The sequence below is a fragment of the Morganella sp. B601 genome (assembly GCF_051172335.1).
GTDB classification, from domain to species: domain Bacteria; phylum Pseudomonadota; class Gammaproteobacteria; order Enterobacterales; family Enterobacteriaceae; genus Morganella; species Morganella morganii.
Map to the genome: position 1 here is coordinate 524,516 of NZ_JBPIZE010000003.1, position 19,997 is coordinate 544,512.

The window sequence follows — 19,997 nt, forward strand, 5'->3', positions numbered from 1 at the left end:
GTACGGCTCACAGGGCTGCGTTATAGAATTTTTCGTCATCGCTGTGGCTGATGGCATCCAGTAAAGAATCCGTCTCCTCATTGTCACCCCGGGTAACATGGATGGCTTCGCGTTTGATCCCCAGCTTTTTAAACAGGGCGATATCGGTATTTTCTTCCGGGTTGGTGGTGGTGAGCAGTTTGCAGCCGTAGAAAATAGAGTTCGCCCCTGCCATAAAGCAAAGTGCCTGGGTCTGTTCATTCATCATTTCACGACCGGCGGAGAGGCGCACATGAGACGCTGGCATCATAATACGGGCAACGGCGATGGTACGGACGAAATCAAACGGATCGACTTCCTCATTATCCTCAAACGGCGTGCCTTTGATTTTCGCCAGCATATTGATCGGCACACTTTCCGGCGCTTTCGGCAGATTCGCCAGCTGTACCAGCATCGCCGCGCGGTCGCGCACCGCCTCGCCCAAACCTAAGATCCCGCCGGAGCACACTTTGATCCCCGCGTCCCGTACATTGTCGAGGGTGTCCAGTCTGTCCTGATAGGTCCGGGTGGTGACAATCGAGCCGTAAAATTCCGGCGAGGTATCGAGGTTGTGGTTATAGTAATCCAGACCCGCTTTAGCGAGGCGCTCCGCCTGTGAGCTGTTCAGCATACCGAGTGTCATGCAGGTTTCCATACCCAGCGCCCGCACTTCTTTCACCATGGTTTCCAGGTACGGCATATCACGCTCATGAGGATTCTTCCACGCCGCGCCCATGCAGAACCGGGTCGAACCGGCGGCCCGCGCCTTACGCGCCGTTTCCACCACCTGCTGTACTTCCATCAGACGTTCTTTTTCCAGCCCGGTCTTGTACCGCGCACTCTGCGCACAGTATTTACAATCTTCCGGACACGCCCCGGTTTTGATGGATAGCAGTGTGCTGATCTGCACCTGCTGAGGGTCAAAATACTGGCGATGTATGGTCTGAGCTTCATACAACAGTTCAAAAAAAGGTTTTTCAAACAATGCATTGGCTTCTTTTAATGTCCACTGACGACCTTGACTCATAACTGTAACTCCCGATAAAAAAGTGTTGCCAGTTTAAATATCAGTATTATCATGTCAACTTTATTTGAACTAAAATGGTTTACATAATGGCTTTTTCAGGGAATATTTCAGGTCACGCCTTTTCGGCTGATGATGCGGATTTTGACCGCCGCCACATCTGGCATCCTTATACATCAATGACTCAGCCGCTGCCGGTCTATCCGGTGGTGTCGGCACACGGTGCGGTGCTGACACTCGCAGACGGCCGCGAACTGGTTGACGGTATGTCCTCCTGGTGGGCGGCTATCCACGGCTATAATCACCCGGTACTGAATGCGGCGGTGACTGAACAACTGTCACAGATGTCACATGTGATGTTCGGCGGGATCACCCATCCGTCTGCCGTTGCTCTGTGCCGCCGTCTGGTAGCTATCACACCGGAACCGCTGGAATGCGTGTTTCCGGCAGATTCCGGCTCAGTCGCGGTAGAGGTGGCGCTGAAAATGGCGCTGCAGTACTGGCAGGCACGCGGTGAAAAACGCCACCGGATAATCACCCCGCGTCACGGCTACCACGGCGATACATTCGGCGCGATGTCAGTGTGTGATCCGCAAAACTCCATGCACTCACTCTGGCAGGGCTATCTGCCGGATCATCTGTTTGCGGATGCGCCGCAGTGCGGATTTGATGAGGAATGGCGGCCGGAGGATCTTCATTCTGTGGAAAACCTGCTGGCACAGCATCATCATGAGGTCGCGGCGGTGATCCTGGAGCCGGTTGTCCAGGGTGCGGGCGGGATGCGCTTTTACCATCCTGAATATCTGAAAGGTGTAAGATCACTGTGTGATCACTACAATGTTCTGCTGATTTGCGATGAGATCGCGACCGGATTCGGACGCACCGGAAAGTTGTTTGCCTGTGAACACGCCAGTATATCTCCGGACATTATATGTCTCGGAAAAGCCATCACCGGCGGTTATATGACACTCTCCGCCACCCTCACCACCCGCCATATTGCGGACACCATCAGTCAGGGTGATGCAGGCTGCTTTATGCACGGCCCGACCTTTATGGGTAATCCGCTGGCCTGTGCCACCGCCGTGGCGAGTATTGATCTGCTGTTGTCCGGAGACTGGGCAGCGCGGGTAAAAGAGATCGAAACACAACTGAAAAGCGCCCTGCTGCCGCTGAAATCCCGCAGCGGAGTCCGCGATGCACGGGTACTCGGCACCATTGGTGTGATTGAAACGGAAGAGCCGGTCAATATGGCGGAATTACAGCGCCGCTTTGTTGACGCCGGTGTGTGGATACGGCCGTTCGGACGGCTGATTTATATTATGCCGCCATACATTATTACAGCGGCACAACTGGAAAAACTGACGCAGGCGATAGATAAGGTGACGGCATAAATCCCGGCATATTTGATCACTCCGCCGTTCAGGTTAACAGCGGGTAACGGGCGAAGGAAACGAAAAGCATGCGCGTCATGGATGACGCGCCTGAGCGCACACGGATGTGTTTACAGCGACTTTTCGTTTTTGCCCGTTACCCGCCGGGCTCCGGAGTAACAGAAAACTACCTGAGCACTGTTATTTCAGCGTCAGCACTGTCACCCACATCGGCCCTTTTCCTGCCGGATAGCGGTTTATCAGGTGCAATTCGCCGGTAATCGCATCAATCCGGGAAACCGCCACATGGTGAGAAAGCTGTCCGGTTGAGATCAGGAAACGCCCGCTGTTATCCACCGCAAAACCGCGCGGCTGAGTTTCTGTCGGATAACGCCCCGCCAGTTGCAGATGGCCGCCGTCATCCGACACCCGGTAGTGATTAATCACGCTTGATGCCCGTTCACAGGCATAGAGATGACGCCCGTCCGGCGTGATATGAATATCGGCTGCCCAGCGGCGTCCTGAATAATCATCCGCCATCATATCCACTGACTGAATTTCACGGACTTTAACCCATTCGCGGTAAACATTAATGGTCGCATTTAATTCATTCAGGCAATACGCCACATGTTTTGCCGGATGAAACGCCATATGGCGCGGCCCGGCACCGGCGGCAACCGTCAGCATATCGGCGTGGCGTTCGGTTAAGCGTCCGTCTTCCTCAATTGTGTAAGCGCGGATGTGATCTTCCCCGAGGCACGGCACAAACAGTGTGTGTCCATCCTGCGCAATATTGGCGGAATGCGGATTTTTTAATCCCTCAATCACCTGCACTGCACGGGCGGGAACGCTGTTATCGCGGATCGGCAGTACCGCCAGATTTCCCTGATGATAAGAGGCTGCGTACAGTGTACGTCCCGCTTTATCAAGGGTGATATAGGCGGCAGTGCCCGGGAGCGGCGTCAGGCCGGTTTGTGTGAGTTTGCCGTCTTCCGCGATTTTATAAGTCACCACCGCATTGCCCGGTTTTACCGCAGCATAAAGATGACGACCATCCGGCGCGGTGATCAGCGGCTGCACCTGATCAGGCGTTGATACTGTCTGTAACAGTGACATCTCACCGTGTTCATTCATCTGCCAGACATGAATCTGATGACTTTCCGTACTGGCAACATAAACCACCTGCTTCATTCGCGCTCCTTAATATCATCACTTACCCGTTTGATTTTTAACAGGTAATGTAAGCATTTCTGTATAATAATACCGCACTTAGCGTTTATCGCGAAACAATTAACATGCTATATTATCAGTTATCTCCGCCCGGAATCATTCAGGATGCCGTCAGGGTGCAATAATATTCCCTGATGCCCGCCGTTATTCCGGTTCTGACACTCATACAAGGGGCTCCCTGTTATGTCTTACCGCGTCCTCGCATTTGATCTCGATGGTACACTTCTCGATCCGGATAAACATATATTACAGGAGTCGCTGGATACCATCCGCGAAGCCCGTCGTGCCGGGGTGCAGGTACTGATTGTCACCGGCCGTCATCACGTTGCTATTCATCCGTTTTATCAGACATTGCAGTTGGATACACCGGCTATCTGCTGTAACGGTACCTATCTGTACGATTATCCGGGGAAAAAAGTGCTTTCCGCCGATCCGATGAGTGTCAGTGAATCCCGTCAGCTGCTCGAACGCCTGGCACAGACGGATATCGAGCATCTGATGTATATCTCGGATGCCATGCTTTATCACACTGACAGCAGCACCATTGAGCGGACACTGAACTGGTCAGCTTCTCTGCCGGAGCACCAGCGTCCGGTGATGCGCAAAGTGAATAATTTTCTTGATGAGGTTGACCGCGCTGACACTATCTGGAAATTCGCCACCTGCTCAGATGATCTGAACAAACTGCGCGAATTCACCGATGCCGTGGAAGCGGATATGGGACTGTCCTGCGAGTGGTCGTGGATAAACCAGGTGGATATTGCCCGCAAAGGTAACAGCAAAGGCCGCCGTTTACAGGAATGGGTGGAATCTCAGGGAATGACAATGAAAGATGTGATGGCATTTGGTGATAACCATAATGACATCAGTATGCTTTCAGCCGCCGGCCTGGGTGTGGCAATGGGTAATGCGGCAGACGAAGTCAAAGCACACGCTGACCTGATTATCCCGGATAATACCCAGCCGGGTATTGCGCAGGCGATACGCCGTCATATTCTCAGCTGATAAATACAGTGTAATAGACCATAAAAAAACGCCTTTTAATAAAGGCGTTTTTATTTATTTCCCGCTGGCCAGAGAATAAAACCTGTTACTTATACTTATCAAAACTCCAGTTATTTTTTGGTTTTTCTGCCGGGTTCTGATTCGGGAATTTTGCATTTTCGACGATCAGCAGTAATTTCGATCATCATAAGTATAGCCGCCCTCAGAATACTGATACGGGAAGCTTTCTGTTGCCACCACTTTATATCCCATACTGAGCAGATCAGGGATACGCATTCCGCCCTGCGAGCCGTCAGTGGTGCCGATGCACCAGACTTTTAAGTTTTCGATTTCAACATCTTTGACTTTTTTCAGGTAGGTGTAACACATTAGCTGATTTGCCGCCAGCGCCTGGCCGCCGGAGAAAATACCCAGTAATAAAAAGAAAAGTGCTTTTTTCATTTTATCCCTCTGACTCAGTGGTTTTTTATGCAATAACGCACGTCTTACACTTGTTTCCGTGTGCGGAGAATATTCTGTGATAATCCGGCAGGGTCAGTGATGCACCGGCGTTAATATATATCACCGGTGATTCGGAAGGGCAATCGGAATAATATGAATGCCCCTTTTATTAATGAAAAGTACGTATATTCAGATAAATTATAATTCGCGGCTCAGTGACACGCTTTTTACCTGGGCATACACCCATTGTCCGGGTTTCAGCTGCAAATCATCCCGCGCCCAGCCGGTAATACGTGCCCAGAGGAAATGATTGCCGACCGCCAGACGCACATCAGTCTGCCCGTTGTCGTCGTCATACATTTCCGTGATTTTCGCCCGTAATATATTGCGGATACTGCTGCTTTTCGGTTTTTCCAGTGCAATGGACACATCATCCGCACTGACACGCACACGTACCGGCGTGTCCCGTTCACCGGCGATACGCGGTACCCACAGCACCTGGTCACCGATAGCAGCGGCCGTCATGGCGTAGCGGTCGTGGTGCTCAAGCACAGTGACACTCAGTACACTTGAGAGACTTTCCTGCGTCAGCCACGGACGTAATGCCGCCCCTGCCCATACCTCTTCCAGCGGCCCCTGTGCCAGAATGCGGCCTTTTTCCAGGATCACCACATCTTCCGCCAGCCGCAGGATCTCATCCAGGCTGTGGCTGACATACAGGATCGGAATACTGATATCCTGTGCCATCTTTTCCAGATACGGCAGCAGTTCGCGTTTGCGCGGCAGATCCAGAGACGCCAGCGGTTCATCCATCAGCAGGATGTCCGGTGCAGTCAGCAGCGCGCGGCCAATCGCCACCCGCTGTTTCTCTCCGCCGGAGAGTGTCATCGGCAGGCGGTTCAGCAAATGCCCGATACCCAGCAGTTCCACAATACTGTCAAACTGATCTTCCATCTCCCGTGCCATACCGTAGCGCAGGTTGCCTCTTATCCGGTAATGGGGAAACAGGCGTGCATCCTGGAAGACATAGCCGATTTTGCGTTTTTCCGGCGGCAGACAGATACGTTTTTCAATATTGACGAGTGTGTGACCGTTAAGCTCAATCCGCCCTTTCTGCGGTTTTGTCAGCCCGCCGATCACATTGATAAAGGAGGTTTTCCCTGCCCCGGAGAGCCCGAAGACAGCGGTAATACGGTCACTGGCCAGTTCGGTATTGATCACCATGGATAAATCACCGAGCTGCTGTTCAAAATCAAGCACTAACATGCGGCAACCCCCAGGCGTTTGCGTCCCCAGCGGGTCAGCCATTCCGAGGCCAGCAGTGAAGCCAGTGCCAGAACAATGGCGATAATACAGAGCCGCGCTGCATCCATTTCCGCCCCCGGCGTTTCAAGCAGGGAGTACATGGCCAGCGGGATAGTCCGGGTTTCCCCCGGGATATTGGAAACAAAAGTGATTGTTGCGCCGAATTCCCCCAGCGAACGGGCAAATGCCAGCACGGTACCGACAATAATCCCCGGCAGCGACAGCGGCAGTGTGATAGTGAAAAAGACCCGCAGCGGGGAAGCACCGAGTGTCCGTGCCGCCTGCTCCAGGCGCATATCCACCGCCTCCAGTGCCAGACGGATAGCCCGCACCATCAGCGGAAAAGCCACCACAGCCGCAGCCAGCGCGGCACCGCGCCAGCTGAAGGTAAAACTGAAGCCGAACCAGTTATAGAGCCACTCACCGATAATGCCTTTGCGCCCCATGCTGATCAGCAGCAGATAACCCACTACCACCGGCGGTAACACCAGTGGTAAGTGGATAAGACTGTCCAGCAGCGACTTGCCCGGAAAACGGCAGCGCACCAGTACCCATGCCATCAGTATGCCGAACGGCAGACTGGCTGCCACGGCGACCGTTGATACTTTCAGGCTGAGGATGACCGCCTGCCATTCATACTCATTCAACATCGCTGTCTGTTAGTCCTTACTTATTACAGAGGGCTGAAACCGTAACGTTTAAAGATCTCTTTTGCTTCCGGTGTCTGCAGGTAATCATAGAAACCTTTGACATCAGCATTATTGCGATCTTTCAGGATAGCAATCGGGTATTCAACCGGTTTATGGGTATCTGCCGGGAAAATACCGACCACTTTCACTTTATCACTGGCAACCGCATCAGAGCCGTACACGATACCCAGCGGTGCTTCACCGCGTTCCACCAGCGCCATACCGCTGCGCACATTATTGGTGCGGGCCAGCATCGGATCAACGACTTTCCAGGCATCCAGATTTTCCAGGGCTTCCTGTGCATAGATACCGACCGGCACATGATCAGGATCGCCGACAGCCAGACGGCCGCCATCCAGTAATTTAACCCAGTCGGTCTGCTTATTAATATCAACTTTATCAATTTTGCTGTCTTTCGCGGCAATCAGCACCAGCTCATTACCCAGCAGGGTTTTACGGGTGTCATTGATGATCAGGTTTTTCTCCTGAGCATAATCCATCCATTTCTGGTCAGCAGAAATAAAGATATCTGCCGGAGCCCCATTTTCAATCTGACGGGCCAGGGTGGAAGAAGACGCATAAGACGCGACCACTTCGCCTTTTTTCTCCTGCTTATATTTTGCCGAGATTTCATCAACCGCATTTGTCAGTGATGCCGCAGCAAATACGGTCACTTTTTCAGCGGCCCATGCCTGACCCATGACTACAGCAGAGATAACAACACCGGCCAATAACTTACTGAACTGTTTTTTCATTTTTTCCACCAGGATAGATTAGGATTAACCCGTTGTATATAACAAGATACAGCGAAAAATGAAAGGAGGTTTATCCCACTATCGGCAGTTAAGCGGAAAACAATATAAAATGAGGGGAATTACGCAGATAATGAGCTGGAAAACAGAAACAAAGACGGATTACCCGCAGATGCAGGTAATCCTGAATACGGTATAATCAGAGCTGCTTTTCGCGGCGCTCGCCTTTTGAAATCAGGTTGAAAATTTCACCTAATCCCCAGATCAGAGCCGCCAGGCCTGTCATAACAACAGGAACCATTAACAGTGCGAAACCTAAACTTTTAACTAACTCAAACATAGCACTTAATCTCTTTATATCAGGCGAAAAGGATATTCAGCATGACTATAATAGCGTCATAATGGCCGCTATTCTATATAAATCACACCCCGGAAAGCATAGCGATTCGTGCGGTCAGCCTGCTGTCAGGTCTGCATAAAGTAAACAACCGCCACAATAGCCGCCGCCAGAATCAGAAAACCTATCACTTTTCCGGCACTGCCGGGTTTTTCCACAATACTGCTGCTGCGTGGTGAGACAGGAGCAGCCGGGGATTGTACAGGTGTTTCACCTTCATCGTCTTCGCGGTAAAGTTCCTGAATATAGAGAAACATCATTTTCATAAACTGACTGTTCAGTGGCAGGGTTTGCCCATCCTCACCGATGATGCACAGTGTGAAATCAATTTTCCTGCTCAGTCCCAGTAAAAACGCACCCGGCAGCCAGGTATATTCCCGTTCACCGGATGCCATTTCTTCCGCGACTTTTGCAGGTGCTTCATGACCACCATCATCACGCATATAAACGAGCAGCAGGGGTTCTTCATCATCTTCCCCCTGAGTGAATGCCAGACCAATTTGTCCGCCACTTTCATGATCCTGTGATTCAGCCCAGAATGGTTGTTCTGCCAGCATACGGGCAAATTCTTCTGTTTCAGCCCCTTCCGGTTCCGGGGAATCCTTGACTGCCTGATGAAGACGAAATAATACATTCTGCATGAAATAATCTCTGGCTGATAATCAATTCCTATACCATACCTGTTTTTATCCGGTTCATGAATTTTTAAGTAAACTTAAACCGCCATATTGACAGATGAAAAAAAAACGCAGTTTGCTACACTAACCGGAAAGTAAAGCCGCACCGGGCGGAGAGACTGCGCCGGTGATTCTGTCTGATTAATATACGGGGTATTTTCCGTTGGATATTTTATTAACACTGAAATCAGAAGGTCATTTATTTGCCGATCCGCGGCGGATTTCCTTACTCAAGCAGGTCAGAGCCACTGGTTCTATCAGTCAGGGGGCCAAACTGGCCGGGATCAGTTACAAAAGCGCCTGGGATGCCATCAATGAGATGAACCAGCTTGCCGAGGAAACTATTGTTGACCGGGCCACCGGCGGCAAAGGCGGCGGCGGCGCGACACTGACACGCTATGGTGAGCGCTTACTTCAGCTTTATGATCTGCTGGCACAGATCCAGCAAAAAGCCTTTGATGTTCTCAAGGATGATTCGCTGCCCCTCGACAGCCTGCTGGCGGCCATCTCCCGCTTCTCATTGCAGACCAGTGCCCGTAACCAATTCTTCGGCACAATTATGTCGCGCAACCATTCTCATGTGCAGCAGCATGTGAATGTTCTGCTGGCGGATAAAAAGACCGAACTTGCCGTTGCCCTGACGGAACAGAGCGCTAACCGGCTGGGCTTATCGGTTGGTAAAGAAGTACTTACTCTGATTAAAGCGCCGTGGGTGAAAATCAGTAAATCCGCAGAAAACAGCACGAATTATGACAACCGCCTGAGCGGACGTATCTCTTCCGTAGCCAGAGGTGCGGAAAACAGTGAGGTGATGGTGACACTGACCGGCGGGGCGCAGTTATGCTCGACCCTGGATAATCAGGATGCCGACAGCCAGCAACTGAAAGAAGGTGATTACGTCACCGCGCTGTTTAATGCGGACCAAGTGATTATTGCCACATTGTGCTGATAAAAATGATGATAAAAGCCGCCGCTGACGGCGGCTTTCGTGAGTAACTGCTTACTTCGCTGTTAAATCAACCTGATAAACCGCAAAACCCACATCATCCGTCCCGACCCGGGTCATCGGGTAATGGGCATTTTCTTTAATAAACTGTGTGGCTTTATCGCCCGGCGAGGTTTCAAAGCGGATATCTAATTTCTTATCCGTTTTCACCGGCACAAACGTCCAGTTTTGCTCAGCCTGTGCTGATACCGCACCTTTCGCTTTGGTTTCTGCCGCGATATAACCCGCCAGCACACTGCGGTTTTCATCCGGTGAGGCAAACGCAATATGTTTGTCACCGGTTCCGGCAAATTTTCCGCCGTAAGCACGGTAGTTATTGGTGGCCACCAGGAAAACGGCTTTCGGATCAATCGGTTTACCCTGATAAGTCACATTTTTGATGCGGTTGGCCTGCGGATTGACTGTCTGGCACTCCACATCATATTTTGCCGGTTGTGTCAGGTCTATCTGATAGTTGATCCCGGAAATGGTATCGAAATTATAGGTTCTGAAACCATCCCAGTTGACCAGGCTCTGCGGTGCCTCTGACTGCGGGTCAATCTGATTGAACATCCCGGCAGAACACTCCAGCCATTCGGTCACTTCCGCACCGGTTGCTTTCACGACCACCAGCGTATTCGGATAGAGATAGAGATCCGCCGCGTTGCGGAACGTCATATCCCCTTTTTCTACCTCGACGAAATCCGCCGGGGCATTTTTGCGTCCGCCCACTTTAAACGGCGCGGCGGCTGACAACACCGGTAAATCCGCCAGATCCGGATCGCCCTGGATAAAGCGGCGGGTATAATCCGTCTGCGCATTATTCACAATCTGAACCGTCGGGTCGCTCTGCAACAGCGCGAGGTAGCTGTACATATTATCCGGTGATTTACCAATCAGCTTGCCGACAAAGGTCCGGGTCGCATTGTGCTGTTCATCAATTACAGAAGCCAGCTTGTCATCCCGCGCCACCAGCGGCTTTTTATTAACTTTGTCATAAATCGGACGCGCCTGTGCTTTGGCATCCGCCACTTTCCACGCACCGTCATCATTATTCAGCACCAGATCCACCACGCCGAGGTGATCCCCCCACTGGCCCGGCATTACTGCCGGAATACCGTTAACGGTTCCCTGCTCAATATTAACGCCTTTGATATCCGCAAAATCTTTGCCCGGAAATACACCGTGCGAGTGACCGAACATAATGGCATTAATACCCGGTACTTCACTGAGATAATAAACCGAGTTCTCAGCCATCGCTTTATACGGCTCCTGAGAAAAACCGGAGTGCGGAATAGCGACAATTAAATCTACACCTTCTGCTTTCATTTGCGGCACAAATTTTTTCGCGGTTTCCGTAATATCATTGACGCGGACTTTTCCTTCCAGATTGGCTTTATCCCAGATAAGGATCTGCGGTGGTACAAAACCGATATAACCGATTTTAATTACATGCTCTTTACCGTCGCGATCTTTAACCGGGGTATCAACGATAATATAAGGCGTAAACAGATTCTTACCGGTTTTCTCATCAATAATATTGGCATTCACATACGGAAAATCCGCACCGGCAATGGCTTTTTTCAGATAATCCAGGCCAAAATTAAATTCATGGTTACCGAAGTTTCCGACAGTATAACCCATGGTATTCATCAGCTTATGTGCCGGATGAGCTTCACCGTCATTTAACCCTTTGCTGACCATATAATCCGCCAGCGGACTGCCCTGAATTAAATCCCCGTTATCCACTAATACTGCGTTGGTGACTTCACCTTTTGCCGCTTTAATTAAACCGGCTGTGCGGACCAGACCAAACTGTTCTGTCGGTTTGTCTTTGAAATAATCAAAGTCAATTAAGTTACTGTGAATATCCGAGGTTTCCATCACCCGCAGATCCACTGTCGCGGCATTGACCGTTCCGCTGATCAGTAATGCCAGCACCGAATATTTTAATCCTGTTTTCACCCTGCCCTCTCTTCCGGTTAATTTCCGTGATGCCATGATTTCTGTACAAAAAAGTATAACAAAAACAGCAGACTGAATGATGGCGTTTCTGTGAAGCAGATCTTCTTTTCATGATACAGGATGTAACACCGGTGCCACATCTTGACATCCCCGCCGGTTCCGCTTATTTCTGGGGAATAATTAAACTAATAATAAGGCTGTTCACTATGGCACATCTGCACATCACACAAGGGATCTTCCGGTTAAGCGCCGATAAACAGCTTTCAGTTCCGTCATTACAGCTGGAAAGCGGTCAGCACCACGCCTTTATCGGTACCAACGGCAGCGGAAAATCGGCCCTTGCCCGTGCGCTGATTCAGGAGCTTCCGCTGCTTTCCGGAGAGATGATCACCACTTTCAGCCGTCCGGTTCTGGTCGCGTTTGAGAAATTACAGGCGCTGATTGATGAAGAGTGGAACCGCAATAATACCGACCTGACGGACGGCGATGATACCGACAACGGCCGTACCACCGCTGAGATTATTCAGGCGGAGCATCGTGACAATGAGCGCTGCCTGCAACTGGCGGCACAGTTCGGGATTTCTGATCGACTGTCACGCCGCTTTAAATACCTTTCCACCGGTGAAACCCGCAAAACCCTGCTGTGTCAGGCGCTGATGACAGAGCCGGATTTGCTGGTGCTGGATGAGCCTTATGACGGGCTGGATACCGATTCCCGCCGTATGCTCAGTGAGATGCTGGCAGAGCTTGCAGAGGGCGGACTGACAGTTGTTCTGATCCTCAACCGCTTCAGTGATATTCCGGACTTTATCACCCGCGCCGGACTGCTGACAGACTGTGTGCTGGCACCGGCGGATACCTTATCCGCACTGTTACAGGCACAGCTAGCCCGCAGTGAGCAGACAGAGCATCTGACGCTGCCGGAGCGGGACGACCCGTCCGCAGAGCGCCTTGCGCCGGATATTCCGAGGGTGATCCTCAATCACGGCTGTGTCAGCTATAACGATAAGCCTATTCTCAATGATCTGACCTGGCAGGTGCTGCCCGGCGAGCACTGGCAAATCACCGGCGAAAACGGCGCGGGTAAATCCACACTGCTCAGTCTGATCACCGGTGACCATCCGCAGGGCTACAGCAATGACCTGACGCTGTTCGGCCGCCGCCGGGGCAGCGGTGAAACGGTGTGGGATATCAAACGCCATATCGGGTATGTCAGTAACAGCATCCATCTCAGTTACCGCGTCAATATCAGTGTGCGTAACACGCTGATTTCCGGTTATTTCGATTCTGTCGGGCTCTATCAGAAACCGTCAGACCGGCAGGTAAAACTGGCGGATGAGTGGCTGACGCTGCTCGGTCTGAAAGCGTACCGCGATGCTCCGTTCCACAGTCTGTCGTGGGGGCAGCAGCGGCTGATACTGATTGCCAGAGCACTGGTAAAACACCCGGCAATGCTGATCCTTGATGAGCCGCTACAGGGGCTGGATACACTCAACCGTCTGCTGGTGCTGCGTTTTATCGATATTATGATAAGCCGTGGTGATACCCAGTTGCTGTTTGTCAGCCATCACAGCGAAGATACCCCGGCCTGCATCAACCGGCGGCTGGCGTTTATTCCTGATAACGGTAGTTATCGTTACGAAATCAATACGTTGTAATCTTTTTATCAAACGGCTGTTTTACTTTTTTATTGCACCGGAAACAGCCGTTTTTTCCTGTGTATCACACTTTGCGTAAACATTTATAGCAGAATCGATTCAGTTTTGGTATACACTATCCGGTAAACAGGATGGAATTGATCTCTTCCGCGCAGGCCCCGGCGGAAATACCTGTGCGGAAAGTTTGCCGAAAGGCGCCGGTGACCAATATAATGGGCAATGTGCCGGGTCTGTTTCAATTCTGAAACCCCCTATCTGAAACACAACAGGAGTTTACGCTATGGCAGTAACTAAACTGGTGCTTGTACGTCACGGTGAAAGTGAGTGGAACAAAGAGAACCGCTTTACCGGCTGGACTGATGTTGAGTTATCTGAAAAAGGCCGTGCTGAAGCACAAGAGGCTGGTCAGTTACTCAAAAAAGAAGGCTTCTCTTTTGATTTCGCCTATACCTCTGTACTGAAACGCGCTATTCACACACTGTGGAATATCCTGGATCAGGTAAACCAGCAGTGGCTGCCGGTTGAGAAAAGCTGGAAACTGAACGAACGTCATTACGGCGCACTCCAGGGTCTGGATAAAGCGGAAACCGCTGCAAAATACGGTGACGAGCAGGTCAAACTGTGGCGTCGCGGCTTTGCCATCACCCCGCCGGCACTGGAAAAAAGTGATGAGCGCTTCCCGGGCCACGATCCGCGTTATGCGAAACTGGCAGAAAGCGAATTACCAGCCACTGAGAGCCTGGCGATCACTATCGACCGCGTTGTGCCTTACTGGACTGATGTTATCAAACCACGCGTTGCTTCCGGTGAGAAAGTGATCATCGCTGCACACGGTAACTCCCTGCGTGCACTGGTGAAATACCTGGATAACATGAGCGAAGATGAAATCCTCGAGCTGAACATCCCGACCGCTGTGCCGCTGGTGTATGAATTTGATGAAAACATGAAGCCGCTGCGCCGCTATTACCTGGGCGACCAGGATGCGATTGCTGCCAAAGCTGCTGCTGTTGCTAACCAGGGTAAAGCGAAGTAATCCGCTTTCTTTGGTGAAAAAAAACCCTGACACTTCAACTGTCAGGGTTTTTTATTTTCCGGGATTAATGCTTCCGGCGAAATCAGCCGCGGCGGGCTTTTACCGCATCTGCCAGCTGATGCAGCAGGGTTTCGGTATCTTCCCAGCCGATGCAGGCATCTGTCACGCTCTTGCCGTACACGAGCGGCGCATCACCTTCCAGGTTCTGGTTCCCTTCCTCAAGGTGGCTTTCCACCATCACGCCCATAATGGCTTTCTCACCACCGGCGACCTGCTGTGCCACATCAGTGCTCACGTCCATCTGACGCTTGTACTGTTTGCTGCTGTTCGCGTGGCTGAAATCGATCATGATACGCGGTGCCAGACCGGCCTGTACAAGCCCTTCTTTTACCGCACTGACATCTTCCGCGCTGTAGTTCGGTTTTTTACCACCGCGCAGAATAATATGACAATCACCGTTACCGGTGGTGTTCACGATGGCCGAATGTCCCCACTTGGTCACGGACAGAAAACAGTGCGGCGACCCGGCGGCGTTAATGGCATCAATGGCGACTTTGATGGTGCCGTCTGTGCCGTTTTTAAATCCGACCGGGCAGGACAACCCGGAGGCCAGCTCACGGTGTACCTGAGATTCCGTGGTGCGGGCACCGATAGCACCCCAGCTCATCAGGTCCGCCAGATACTGCGGTGTGATCATATCCAGAAACTCACCGGCTGCCGGTAAGCCTTTATCATTGATATCCAGCAGCAGTTTGCGGGCAATACGCAGACCATCATTGATAGCGAAAGAGTGGTCGAGGTGCGGATCGTTGATCAGCCCTTTCCAGCCGACCGTGGTGCGCGGTTTTTCAAAATAGACGCGCATGACGATTTCCAGCTCACCTTTCAGTTCTTTGCGTAATGTCAGCAGGCGATCCGCATATTCAACCGCCGCTTTCGGGTCGTGAATTGAGCATGGCCCGATAACGACCAGCAGGCGGTCATCCCGGCCTTCCAGGATTTCGTGGATTGCATGACGGGTGCGGCGAACGGTGTCTGCGGCAGTCTCAGTCGCGGGAAATGACTCTAATAACGCCACTGGCGGTAATAATTCCCGAATTTCTTTTATTTTTACATCATCGTTCTGATAATTCATAACCCGTCTCTTCCGGTGTCCCGTTTCATTATTGTCGTTATTTTAATCTAACTGCTTGTCAACAAGCTGTAAACAATTAGCTGCCGCCGGAATTGAAATTAATTTTTCACCCCGAAAATATTCAGATTAACAGGACAAATTATTATGAATCAGAAGGAAAACAGCGGCTTCATCAGCCGCTGCCCGTGAGAAGGGTATTTATGCGGCTAATCCCGCTTTAATACGCTTAACAGCGGTAATCAGCACAACAATCACCAGACCGGCGACGAGCCCGAACAATAAATTGGCAACCGGCGGGGTCATAAAGTGCAATATGCTGCCGAGTGCCGGGATCTGTACGCTCTGCTGAGCCAGATTTTCAATCAGGTTATGAATAAACGGGATGCCATGTGTCAAAATGCCGCCGCCGACCATAAACATGGCCGCTGTCCCGACGACTGATAAGGTTTTCATTAAATACGGCGTGGCGTGGATCAGCCCGTCACCCAGTTTTTTCAGCAGCGCGGCTGATTTCTTCTGCAGATAAAATCCCAGATCATCGAGTTTGACAATCCCCGCCACCAGGCCGTATACCCCGATAGTCATAATGACCGCAATCACTGACAACACCACAAGCTGATTAATAAAGGGAGACGTGGCAACAATACCGAGGGTGATAGCGATAATCTCCGCCGATAACACAAAATCGGTACGGATAGCGCCTTTGACTTTGCGTTTCTCGAATGCGGCCAACTCTTCCGGTGTCTGAATATCTTCCGCCGGTGCCGTTTCACCGGGTTCATCACCGGCTTTATGCAGAAACTTATGCGCCAGTTTTTCCGCACCCTCAAAACACAAAAACGCCCCGCCGACCATCAGAAGCGGCGTGACAGCCCAGGGGGCAAAGGCATTGATCAGCAGTGCAAGCGGCACCAGAATCAGTTTATTGAGAAAGGAACCTTTCGCCACCGCCCAGACCACCGGGATCTCCCGCTCAGCGCGGACACCGGCCACCTGCTGTGCATTCAGCGCCAGGTCATCCCCCAGTACCCCGGATGTCTTTTTGGCGGCCATTTTGGTCATCACAGAGACATCATCCAGTACAGTTGCGATATCATCGAGTAGTGCGAGTAAGCTGCCACCGGCCACAGGCGTTTCCTTTTATTGCTGATTAATGAGAATCTGATTATCATCAGACTCTCATTATAATCCCCCGGTTATTGCACTGAAAATAGTTTTACGGCTGCTTCGCTGCTTTTATCCACATCCGCGAACCGTTGAGCGCCACACCCAGCAGGATAATATATTCCAGCGACAGCGCGTACACACCCTGAAGGGCATAAATCACAATACTGATCATATTGATAACCACCCACAGCAGCCAGTTTTCCACCAGTTTGCGGGTCATCAGGATCATCGCCACCACAGACAATACCGTCATGGCTGCATCCCAGAACGGGAAAGCATCGGGCAACAATACCGGCATTGCCAGATCAGCCCCTGCGGCATTCAGTATACTGACCATGCTCTGCGCCAGCCACGTAAAGACAGGGTCGATAAAACGCGCCAGCAGTAAAATCGCCGCCAGAGAAACCGCCGCAATGACAGCTGTCTGCCGCAGCGGCATCCAGCGGATTTTCAGCTCCGCTTCCGCTTTCTCATTTTGCCGGCTCCAGGCATACCAGCCGTAAATATTGGCGGCGAAGAAGAAAATCTGTAACAGCAGATTGGCATAGAGCTGGATCTGAAAGAAAATCACCGCAAACAGCGTGACGTTAATCAGGCCAAACAGATAATTGATTGTTTTTTCCAGGCTTGCCAGCCAGATACATAACAACCCGGCGGTTGCTCCCACTGCTTCAATCCAGGACAGTGCATAAGACCCTTCTTTCCAGTAGGGGATCACCACGAGAATATTATTAATATCAAAAAATTCCATTCCGTCACCTGTGTTAAGTATATTTCCTGTCACCGGCGGCCAACCGCTGATGACAGGTTTAGTTAACTGTATCCTGCCCTGCTGTTTTCAGTAAAATCATCCCATCGTAACAGCATTTGTTTAATATGCTAAACATGATAACGTTTTTTTAACCTGAACTCTCCCGCTATTTTTGATTATGACGTACTATCAGCCCAGCTATTAATTATATGAATGAGATGTGAGATGGAATCAATTGAGCAAATTATAAACAATATAATTTCTTTTGCCCTATTAGATCCCCGTATCGATGCGGTCATTATCACCGGCTCTGTGGCACGCCAGAACCAGGCAGACCGTTTTTCGGATATTAATGCCGAGCTGATCGGCAGCAGTCATGACGATTTATTTCAGGACAGCCGCTGGCTGAGCCGGTTTGGTGTGCCGCTGATTATCCGCAAAGAGGCTTCACGAGAAAACGACAACCTCTGCTGGCCGTCTTGTCAGGTTCTGTATGAAAAAGGCCGTAAAGTTGATTTTGTTCTGGCCGGGCGCGAACGTATCACACAGATGGCCGCACACGGGCTGGACAGCATCTATCAGCGCGGTTATGCCGTTCTGCTTGATAAAACCGGTCTCACTGCCGGGTTACCGGAGTATGCCGATCCGGCTGCCGTGCTCACTCCGCCGGACCAACAGACATTCCTGGAAAACTGGCAGAATTTCTGGCTGGAAGCCTCACAGGTGCCGGTTTATTATCTGCGCAATGAACTCTGGACTGCCCGTCTGCGGGATGTTGCGATGAAACAGTGGCTGATCACCCTGCTGGAGTGGCATGTGCTGCTTCGTAGTGACGGTACACAGGATGTCTGGTATGCGGGGCGTCATCTGAGCACCTGGCTGCCTCCGGGCCTGTACGGACGTTTTATGGCGACACTGGATAACCGTGATCGTGTCCGTGCCGCACGGGCGCATATGGCGATGCTGACACTCTACCGCGATGTGGCACTCCGTGTGATTGAAGCACAGAAATTTGATATCGATATAACGCTGGCAGATAAAATTATTGCACTGGTTACTGACCGGCTGAATGCCGATGATTTACTTGCGCCGGAAAATGAATAATCACAAACGGATGATCGCCGGTGTGATGCCGGGGAGAACAAAAATCAGAGGGAAAATGGTTACGATGGTGGGTCGTACAGGATTCGAACCTGTGACCAATTGATTAAAAGTCAACTGCTCTACCAACTGAGCTAACGACCCATCGTAATACTGCTGAGGGACTCTGAAATGGTGGGTCGTACAGGATTCGAACCTGTGACCAATTGATTAAAAGTCAACTGCTCTACCAACTGAGCTAACGACCCGTTTCAGATTTCGGGCAAAAGAGAATGGTGGGTCGTACAGGATTCGAACCTGTGACCAATTGATTAAAAGTCAACTGCTCTACCAACTGAGCTAACGACCCGTACTCTCTTGCCAACGGCACGATATAATACTGATTTATCCGGCCGGTGCAACGATTTTTTCAAATTAACTTATTCAAACGCTTATAATTCACTCACTTAGCCCCTGTTGAGCAAAAAACTCTCCGGTCGGGGCTATACTCTGAGCAAAAAAATAAACCGGCGGTTATAAACCAGCCAGTTTTTTCTCAGCCAGTTTCGCACCGGAAGAGCCCGGATATTTTGCGACAACCTGCTGATAAATTGCTTTCGCTTTCGCTTTATCCCCTTTCTCCTGCATGATCAGCCCGACTTTATAGAAGGACTCTCCTGCTTTCTGGGATTTCGGCCAGTTCTTTACCACAGAAGCAAAATACGCCGCAGCGTCATCTTTTTTGCCTTTGTTGTAGTTCATCTGACCTAACCAGTAATTGGCATTAGGAAGATAACCGGATTTCGGATAGCTTTGGATAAAACTCTGAAATGCGCTGATTGCACCATCGTAATCTTTGGTGTTCATCGCCATGTTTACCGCGGCGTTATAGTCATCTTTCTCATTGCCCTTACTTGCAGCAGCAGGAGCTGAGGTTGCGGCAGTACCCGCAGAGTCCGTATTACCGGATGCCGCGGATGTATTATCTGTTGATGCGCTGCCGCCACCGGTGAGGGAATCCACCTGTGAGAAAAGTTCGCGTTGGCGTTCTGTCAACTGATTCAGCTGGTACTGACTTTCCTGGATTTGCCCGCGCAGCATGTCGATATCGCGCTGGTTGTCCATGACTTGTTGCTGAAGTTGGGTTAATAGCTGACCATGAGCGTTAGAAATACGCTCGAGCTGCGTGAGGCGGTCATCAGTGGAGCCTGAGCCGATATTGATGATGGGTGCCTGAGCAATAGCGGCCCAGGGGGCCGCTACACCTATCAATAACGACAGACTCACCATCAGGCGTCTGAAGTTACTTTTCATG

The 19,997-nt window shown here is 51.0% G+C and carries 19 protein-coding genes and 3 tRNA genes; 6 read left to right on the forward strand and 16 right to left on the reverse strand.

What is annotated here, in order from left to right; all coding sequences use genetic code 11:
* Positions 1-7: 7 nt before the first annotated feature.
* Entirely contained in the window at positions 8-1,045 is a 1,038-nt protein-coding gene (gene bioB, locus ACSBQN_RS10945) for a biotin synthase BioB (RefSeq protein ID WP_354632878.1), read from the reverse strand.
* Positions 1,046-1,131: 86 nt separating this feature from the next.
* Here bioB and bioA point away from each other — a divergent pair, with 86 nt between their 5' ends.
* On the forward strand, positions 1,132-2,433 hold the full coding sequence (gene bioA / locus ACSBQN_RS10950; RefSeq protein ID WP_434991674.1) for an adenosylmethionine--8-amino-7-oxononanoate transaminase: 1,302 nt from the start codon (positions 1,132-1,134) through the stop codon (positions 2,431-2,433).
* A 180-nt stretch (positions 2,434-2,613) separates the two neighbouring features.
* Here bioA and pgl read toward each other — a convergent pair whose 3' ends face one another.
* Entirely contained in the window at positions 2,614-3,603 is a 990-nt protein-coding gene (gene pgl / locus ACSBQN_RS10955; RefSeq protein ID WP_036407405.1) for a 6-phosphogluconolactonase, read from the reverse strand.
* 222 nt (positions 3,604-3,825) lie between these two features.
* On the opposite strand from pgl, the gene ACSBQN_RS10960 reads away from it, so the two are divergent.
* Entirely contained in the window at positions 3,826-4,647 is an 822-nt protein-coding gene (locus tag ACSBQN_RS10960; RefSeq protein WP_354632880.1) for a pyridoxal phosphatase, read from the forward strand.
* Between the two features lie 165 nt (positions 4,648-4,812).
* Here ACSBQN_RS10960 and ACSBQN_RS10965 read toward each other — a convergent pair whose 3' ends face one another.
* From ACSBQN_RS10965 to ACSBQN_RS10990, 6 genes are all read right to left on the reverse strand, one after another.
* A complete protein-coding gene (locus ACSBQN_RS10965; RefSeq protein ID WP_214167671.1) occupies positions 4,813-5,088 on the reverse strand; it encodes a hypothetical protein in 276 nt (91 codons plus the stop codon).
* A 198-nt stretch (positions 5,089-5,286) separates the two neighbouring features.
* Positions 5,287-6,354, reverse strand: coding sequence for a molybdenum ABC transporter ATP-binding protein ModC (gene modC, locus ACSBQN_RS10970; protein WP_024474138.1), 1,068 nt, complete (start codon positions 6,352-6,354; stop codon positions 5,287-5,289).
* Positions 6,348-7,043 (reverse strand): molybdate ABC transporter permease subunit, encoded by a 696-nt coding sequence (gene modB, locus ACSBQN_RS10975; RefSeq protein WP_024474139.1) that lies wholly within the window; start codon positions 7,041-7,043, stop codon positions 6,348-6,350. Before modB ends, modC begins: the two co-directional genes overlap by 7 nt.
* Positions 7,044-7,066: 23 nt before the next feature.
* Complete coding sequence (gene modA, locus ACSBQN_RS10980) at positions 7,067-7,837, reverse strand: molybdate ABC transporter substrate-binding protein (protein ID WP_214177264.1); 771 nt, start codon at positions 7,835-7,837, stop codon at positions 7,067-7,069.
* Between the two features lie 196 nt (positions 7,838-8,033).
* The gene (locus ACSBQN_RS10985) at positions 8,034-8,174 is read right to left on the reverse strand and encodes an AcrZ family multidrug efflux pump-associated protein (RefSeq protein ID WP_004235675.1); all 141 of its coding nucleotides are present in this window, start codon (positions 8,172-8,174) and stop codon (positions 8,034-8,036) included.
* A gap of 125 nt (positions 8,175-8,299) precedes the next feature.
* Positions 8,300-8,872, reverse strand: coding sequence for a hypothetical protein (locus tag ACSBQN_RS10990; RefSeq protein WP_024474141.1), 573 nt, complete (start codon positions 8,870-8,872; stop codon positions 8,300-8,302).
* A 199-nt stretch (positions 8,873-9,071) separates the two neighbouring features.
* On the opposite strand from ACSBQN_RS10990, the gene modE reads away from it, so the two are divergent.
* Positions 9,072-9,857, forward strand: a complete 786-nt coding sequence (gene modE, locus ACSBQN_RS10995) for a molybdenum-dependent transcriptional regulator (RefSeq protein ID WP_024474142.1) — start codon at positions 9,072-9,074, stop codon at positions 9,855-9,857.
* 51 nt (positions 9,858-9,908) lie between these two features.
* Here the strand turns inward: modE and ACSBQN_RS11000 are convergent, their stop codons facing one another.
* Entirely contained in the window at positions 9,909-11,894 is a 1,986-nt protein-coding gene (locus ACSBQN_RS11000; protein WP_434991675.1) for a bifunctional 2',3'-cyclic-nucleotide 2'-phosphodiesterase/3'-nucleotidase, read from the reverse strand.
* Positions 11,895-12,064: 170 nt separating this feature from the next.
* On the opposite strand from ACSBQN_RS11000, the gene modF reads away from it, so the two are divergent.
* A complete protein-coding gene (gene modF / locus ACSBQN_RS11005; RefSeq protein WP_354632883.1) occupies positions 12,065-13,516 on the forward strand; it encodes a molybdate ABC transporter ATP-binding protein ModF in 1,452 nt (483 codons plus the stop codon).
* Positions 13,517-13,796: 280 nt separating this feature from the next.
* A complete protein-coding gene (gpmA, locus tag ACSBQN_RS11010) occupies positions 13,797-14,549 on the forward strand; it encodes a 2,3-diphosphoglycerate-dependent phosphoglycerate mutase (protein ID WP_004235668.1) in 753 nt (250 codons plus the stop codon).
* Between the two features lie 82 nt (positions 14,550-14,631).
* Here the strand turns inward: gpmA and aroG are convergent, their stop codons facing one another.
* From aroG to pnuC, 3 genes are all read right to left on the reverse strand, one after another.
* Positions 14,632-15,684, reverse strand: a complete 1,053-nt coding sequence (gene aroG / locus ACSBQN_RS11015) for a 3-deoxy-7-phosphoheptulonate synthase AroG (protein ID WP_024474145.1) — start codon at positions 15,682-15,684, stop codon at positions 14,632-14,634.
* A 198-nt stretch (positions 15,685-15,882) separates the two neighbouring features.
* Positions 15,883-16,812 carry a DUF808 domain-containing protein gene (locus tag ACSBQN_RS11020; protein ID WP_201893357.1) on the reverse strand — a complete coding sequence of 310 codons (930 nt, stop codon included), beginning with the start codon at positions 16,810-16,812 and terminating at the stop codon, positions 15,883-15,885.
* Between the two features lie 88 nt (positions 16,813-16,900).
* On the reverse strand, positions 16,901-17,602 hold the full coding sequence (gene pnuC / locus ACSBQN_RS11025; protein ID WP_004235665.1) for a nicotinamide riboside transporter PnuC: 702 nt from the start codon (positions 17,600-17,602) through the stop codon (positions 16,901-16,903).
* A 225-nt stretch (positions 17,603-17,827) separates the two neighbouring features.
* Here pnuC and ACSBQN_RS11030 point away from each other — a divergent pair, with 225 nt between their 5' ends.
* Positions 17,828-18,706 (forward strand): aminoglycoside 6-adenylyltransferase, encoded by an 879-nt coding sequence (locus ACSBQN_RS11030; protein WP_152696122.1) that lies wholly within the window; start codon positions 17,828-17,830, stop codon positions 18,704-18,706.
* Positions 18,707-18,771: 65 nt separating this feature from the next.
* On the opposite strand, the gene ACSBQN_RS11035 is transcribed toward ACSBQN_RS11030, so the two are convergent.
* From ACSBQN_RS11035 to cpoB, 4 genes are all read right to left on the reverse strand, one after another.
* Positions 18,772-18,847 (reverse strand) — tRNA-Lys (locus ACSBQN_RS11035).
* 28 nt (positions 18,848-18,875) lie between these two features.
* Positions 18,876-18,951 (reverse strand) — tRNA-Lys (locus ACSBQN_RS11040).
* Positions 18,952-18,976: 25 nt separating this feature from the next.
* A tRNA-Lys gene (locus tag ACSBQN_RS11045) sits at positions 18,977-19,052 on the reverse strand.
* 164 nt (positions 19,053-19,216) lie between these two features.
* Positions 19,217-19,996 (reverse strand): cell division protein CpoB, encoded by a 780-nt coding sequence (gene cpoB / locus ACSBQN_RS11050; protein ID WP_015422550.1) that lies wholly within the window; start codon positions 19,994-19,996, stop codon positions 19,217-19,219.
* Position 19,997 lies beyond the last annotated feature (1 nt).

Excerpts from the sequence above, each read along its gene's own strand:
- ACSBQN_RS10960 (WP_354632880.1), top strand. The coding sequence starts at position 3,826 with ATGTCTTACCGCGTCCTCGCATTTGATCTCGATGGTACACTTCTCGAT.
- bioA (WP_434991674.1), top strand. The coding sequence starts at position 1,132 with ATGGCTTTTTCAGGGAATATTTCAGGTCACGCCTTTTCGGCTGATGAT.
- ACSBQN_RS11000 (WP_434991675.1), bottom strand. The coding sequence starts at position 11,894 with ATGGCATCACGGAAATTAACCGGAAGAGAGGGCAGGGTGAAAACAGGA.
- pnuC (WP_004235665.1), bottom strand. The coding sequence starts at position 17,602 with ATGGAATTTTTTGATATTAATAATATTCTCGTGGTGATCCCCTACTGG.
- aroG (WP_024474145.1), bottom strand. The coding sequence starts at position 15,684 with ATGAATTATCAGAACGATGATGTAAAAATAAAAGAAATTCGGGAATTA.
- ACSBQN_RS11030 (WP_152696122.1), top strand. The coding sequence starts at position 17,828 with ATGGAATCAATTGAGCAAATTATAAACAATATAATTTCTTTTGCCCTA.
- modC (WP_024474138.1), bottom strand. The coding sequence starts at position 6,354 with ATGTTAGTGCTTGATTTTGAACAGCAGCTCGGTGATTTATCCATGGTG.
- bioB (WP_354632878.1), bottom strand. The coding sequence starts at position 1,045 with ATGAGTCAAGGTCGTCAGTGGACATTAAAAGAAGCCAATGCATTGTTT.
- modF (WP_354632883.1), top strand. The coding sequence starts at position 12,065 with ATGGCACATCTGCACATCACACAAGGGATCTTCCGGTTAAGCGCCGAT.
- modA (WP_214177264.1), bottom strand. The coding sequence starts at position 7,837 with ATGAAAAAACAGTTCAGTAAGTTATTGGCCGGTGTTGTTATCTCTGCT.
- modB (WP_024474139.1), bottom strand. The coding sequence starts at position 7,043 with ATGTTGAATGAGTATGAATGGCAGGCGGTCATCCTCAGCCTGAAAGTA.
- ACSBQN_RS10990 (WP_024474141.1), bottom strand. The coding sequence starts at position 8,872 with ATGCAGAATGTATTATTTCGTCTTCATCAGGCAGTCAAGGATTCCCCG.
- ACSBQN_RS10985 (WP_004235675.1), bottom strand. The coding sequence starts at position 8,174 with ATGTTTGAGTTAGTTAAAAGTTTAGGTTTCGCACTGTTAATGGTTCCT.
- cpoB (WP_015422550.1), bottom strand. The coding sequence starts at position 19,996 with ATGAAAAGTAACTTCAGACGCCTGATGGTGAGTCTGTCGTTATTGATA.
- ACSBQN_RS10965 (WP_214167671.1), bottom strand. The coding sequence starts at position 5,088 with ATGAAAAAAGCACTTTTCTTTTTATTACTGGGTATTTTCTCCGGCGGC.
- gpmA (WP_004235668.1), top strand. The coding sequence starts at position 13,797 with ATGGCAGTAACTAAACTGGTGCTTGTACGTCACGGTGAAAGTGAGTGG.
- pgl (WP_036407405.1), bottom strand. The coding sequence starts at position 3,603 with ATGAAGCAGGTGGTTTATGTTGCCAGTACGGAAAGTCATCAGATTCAT.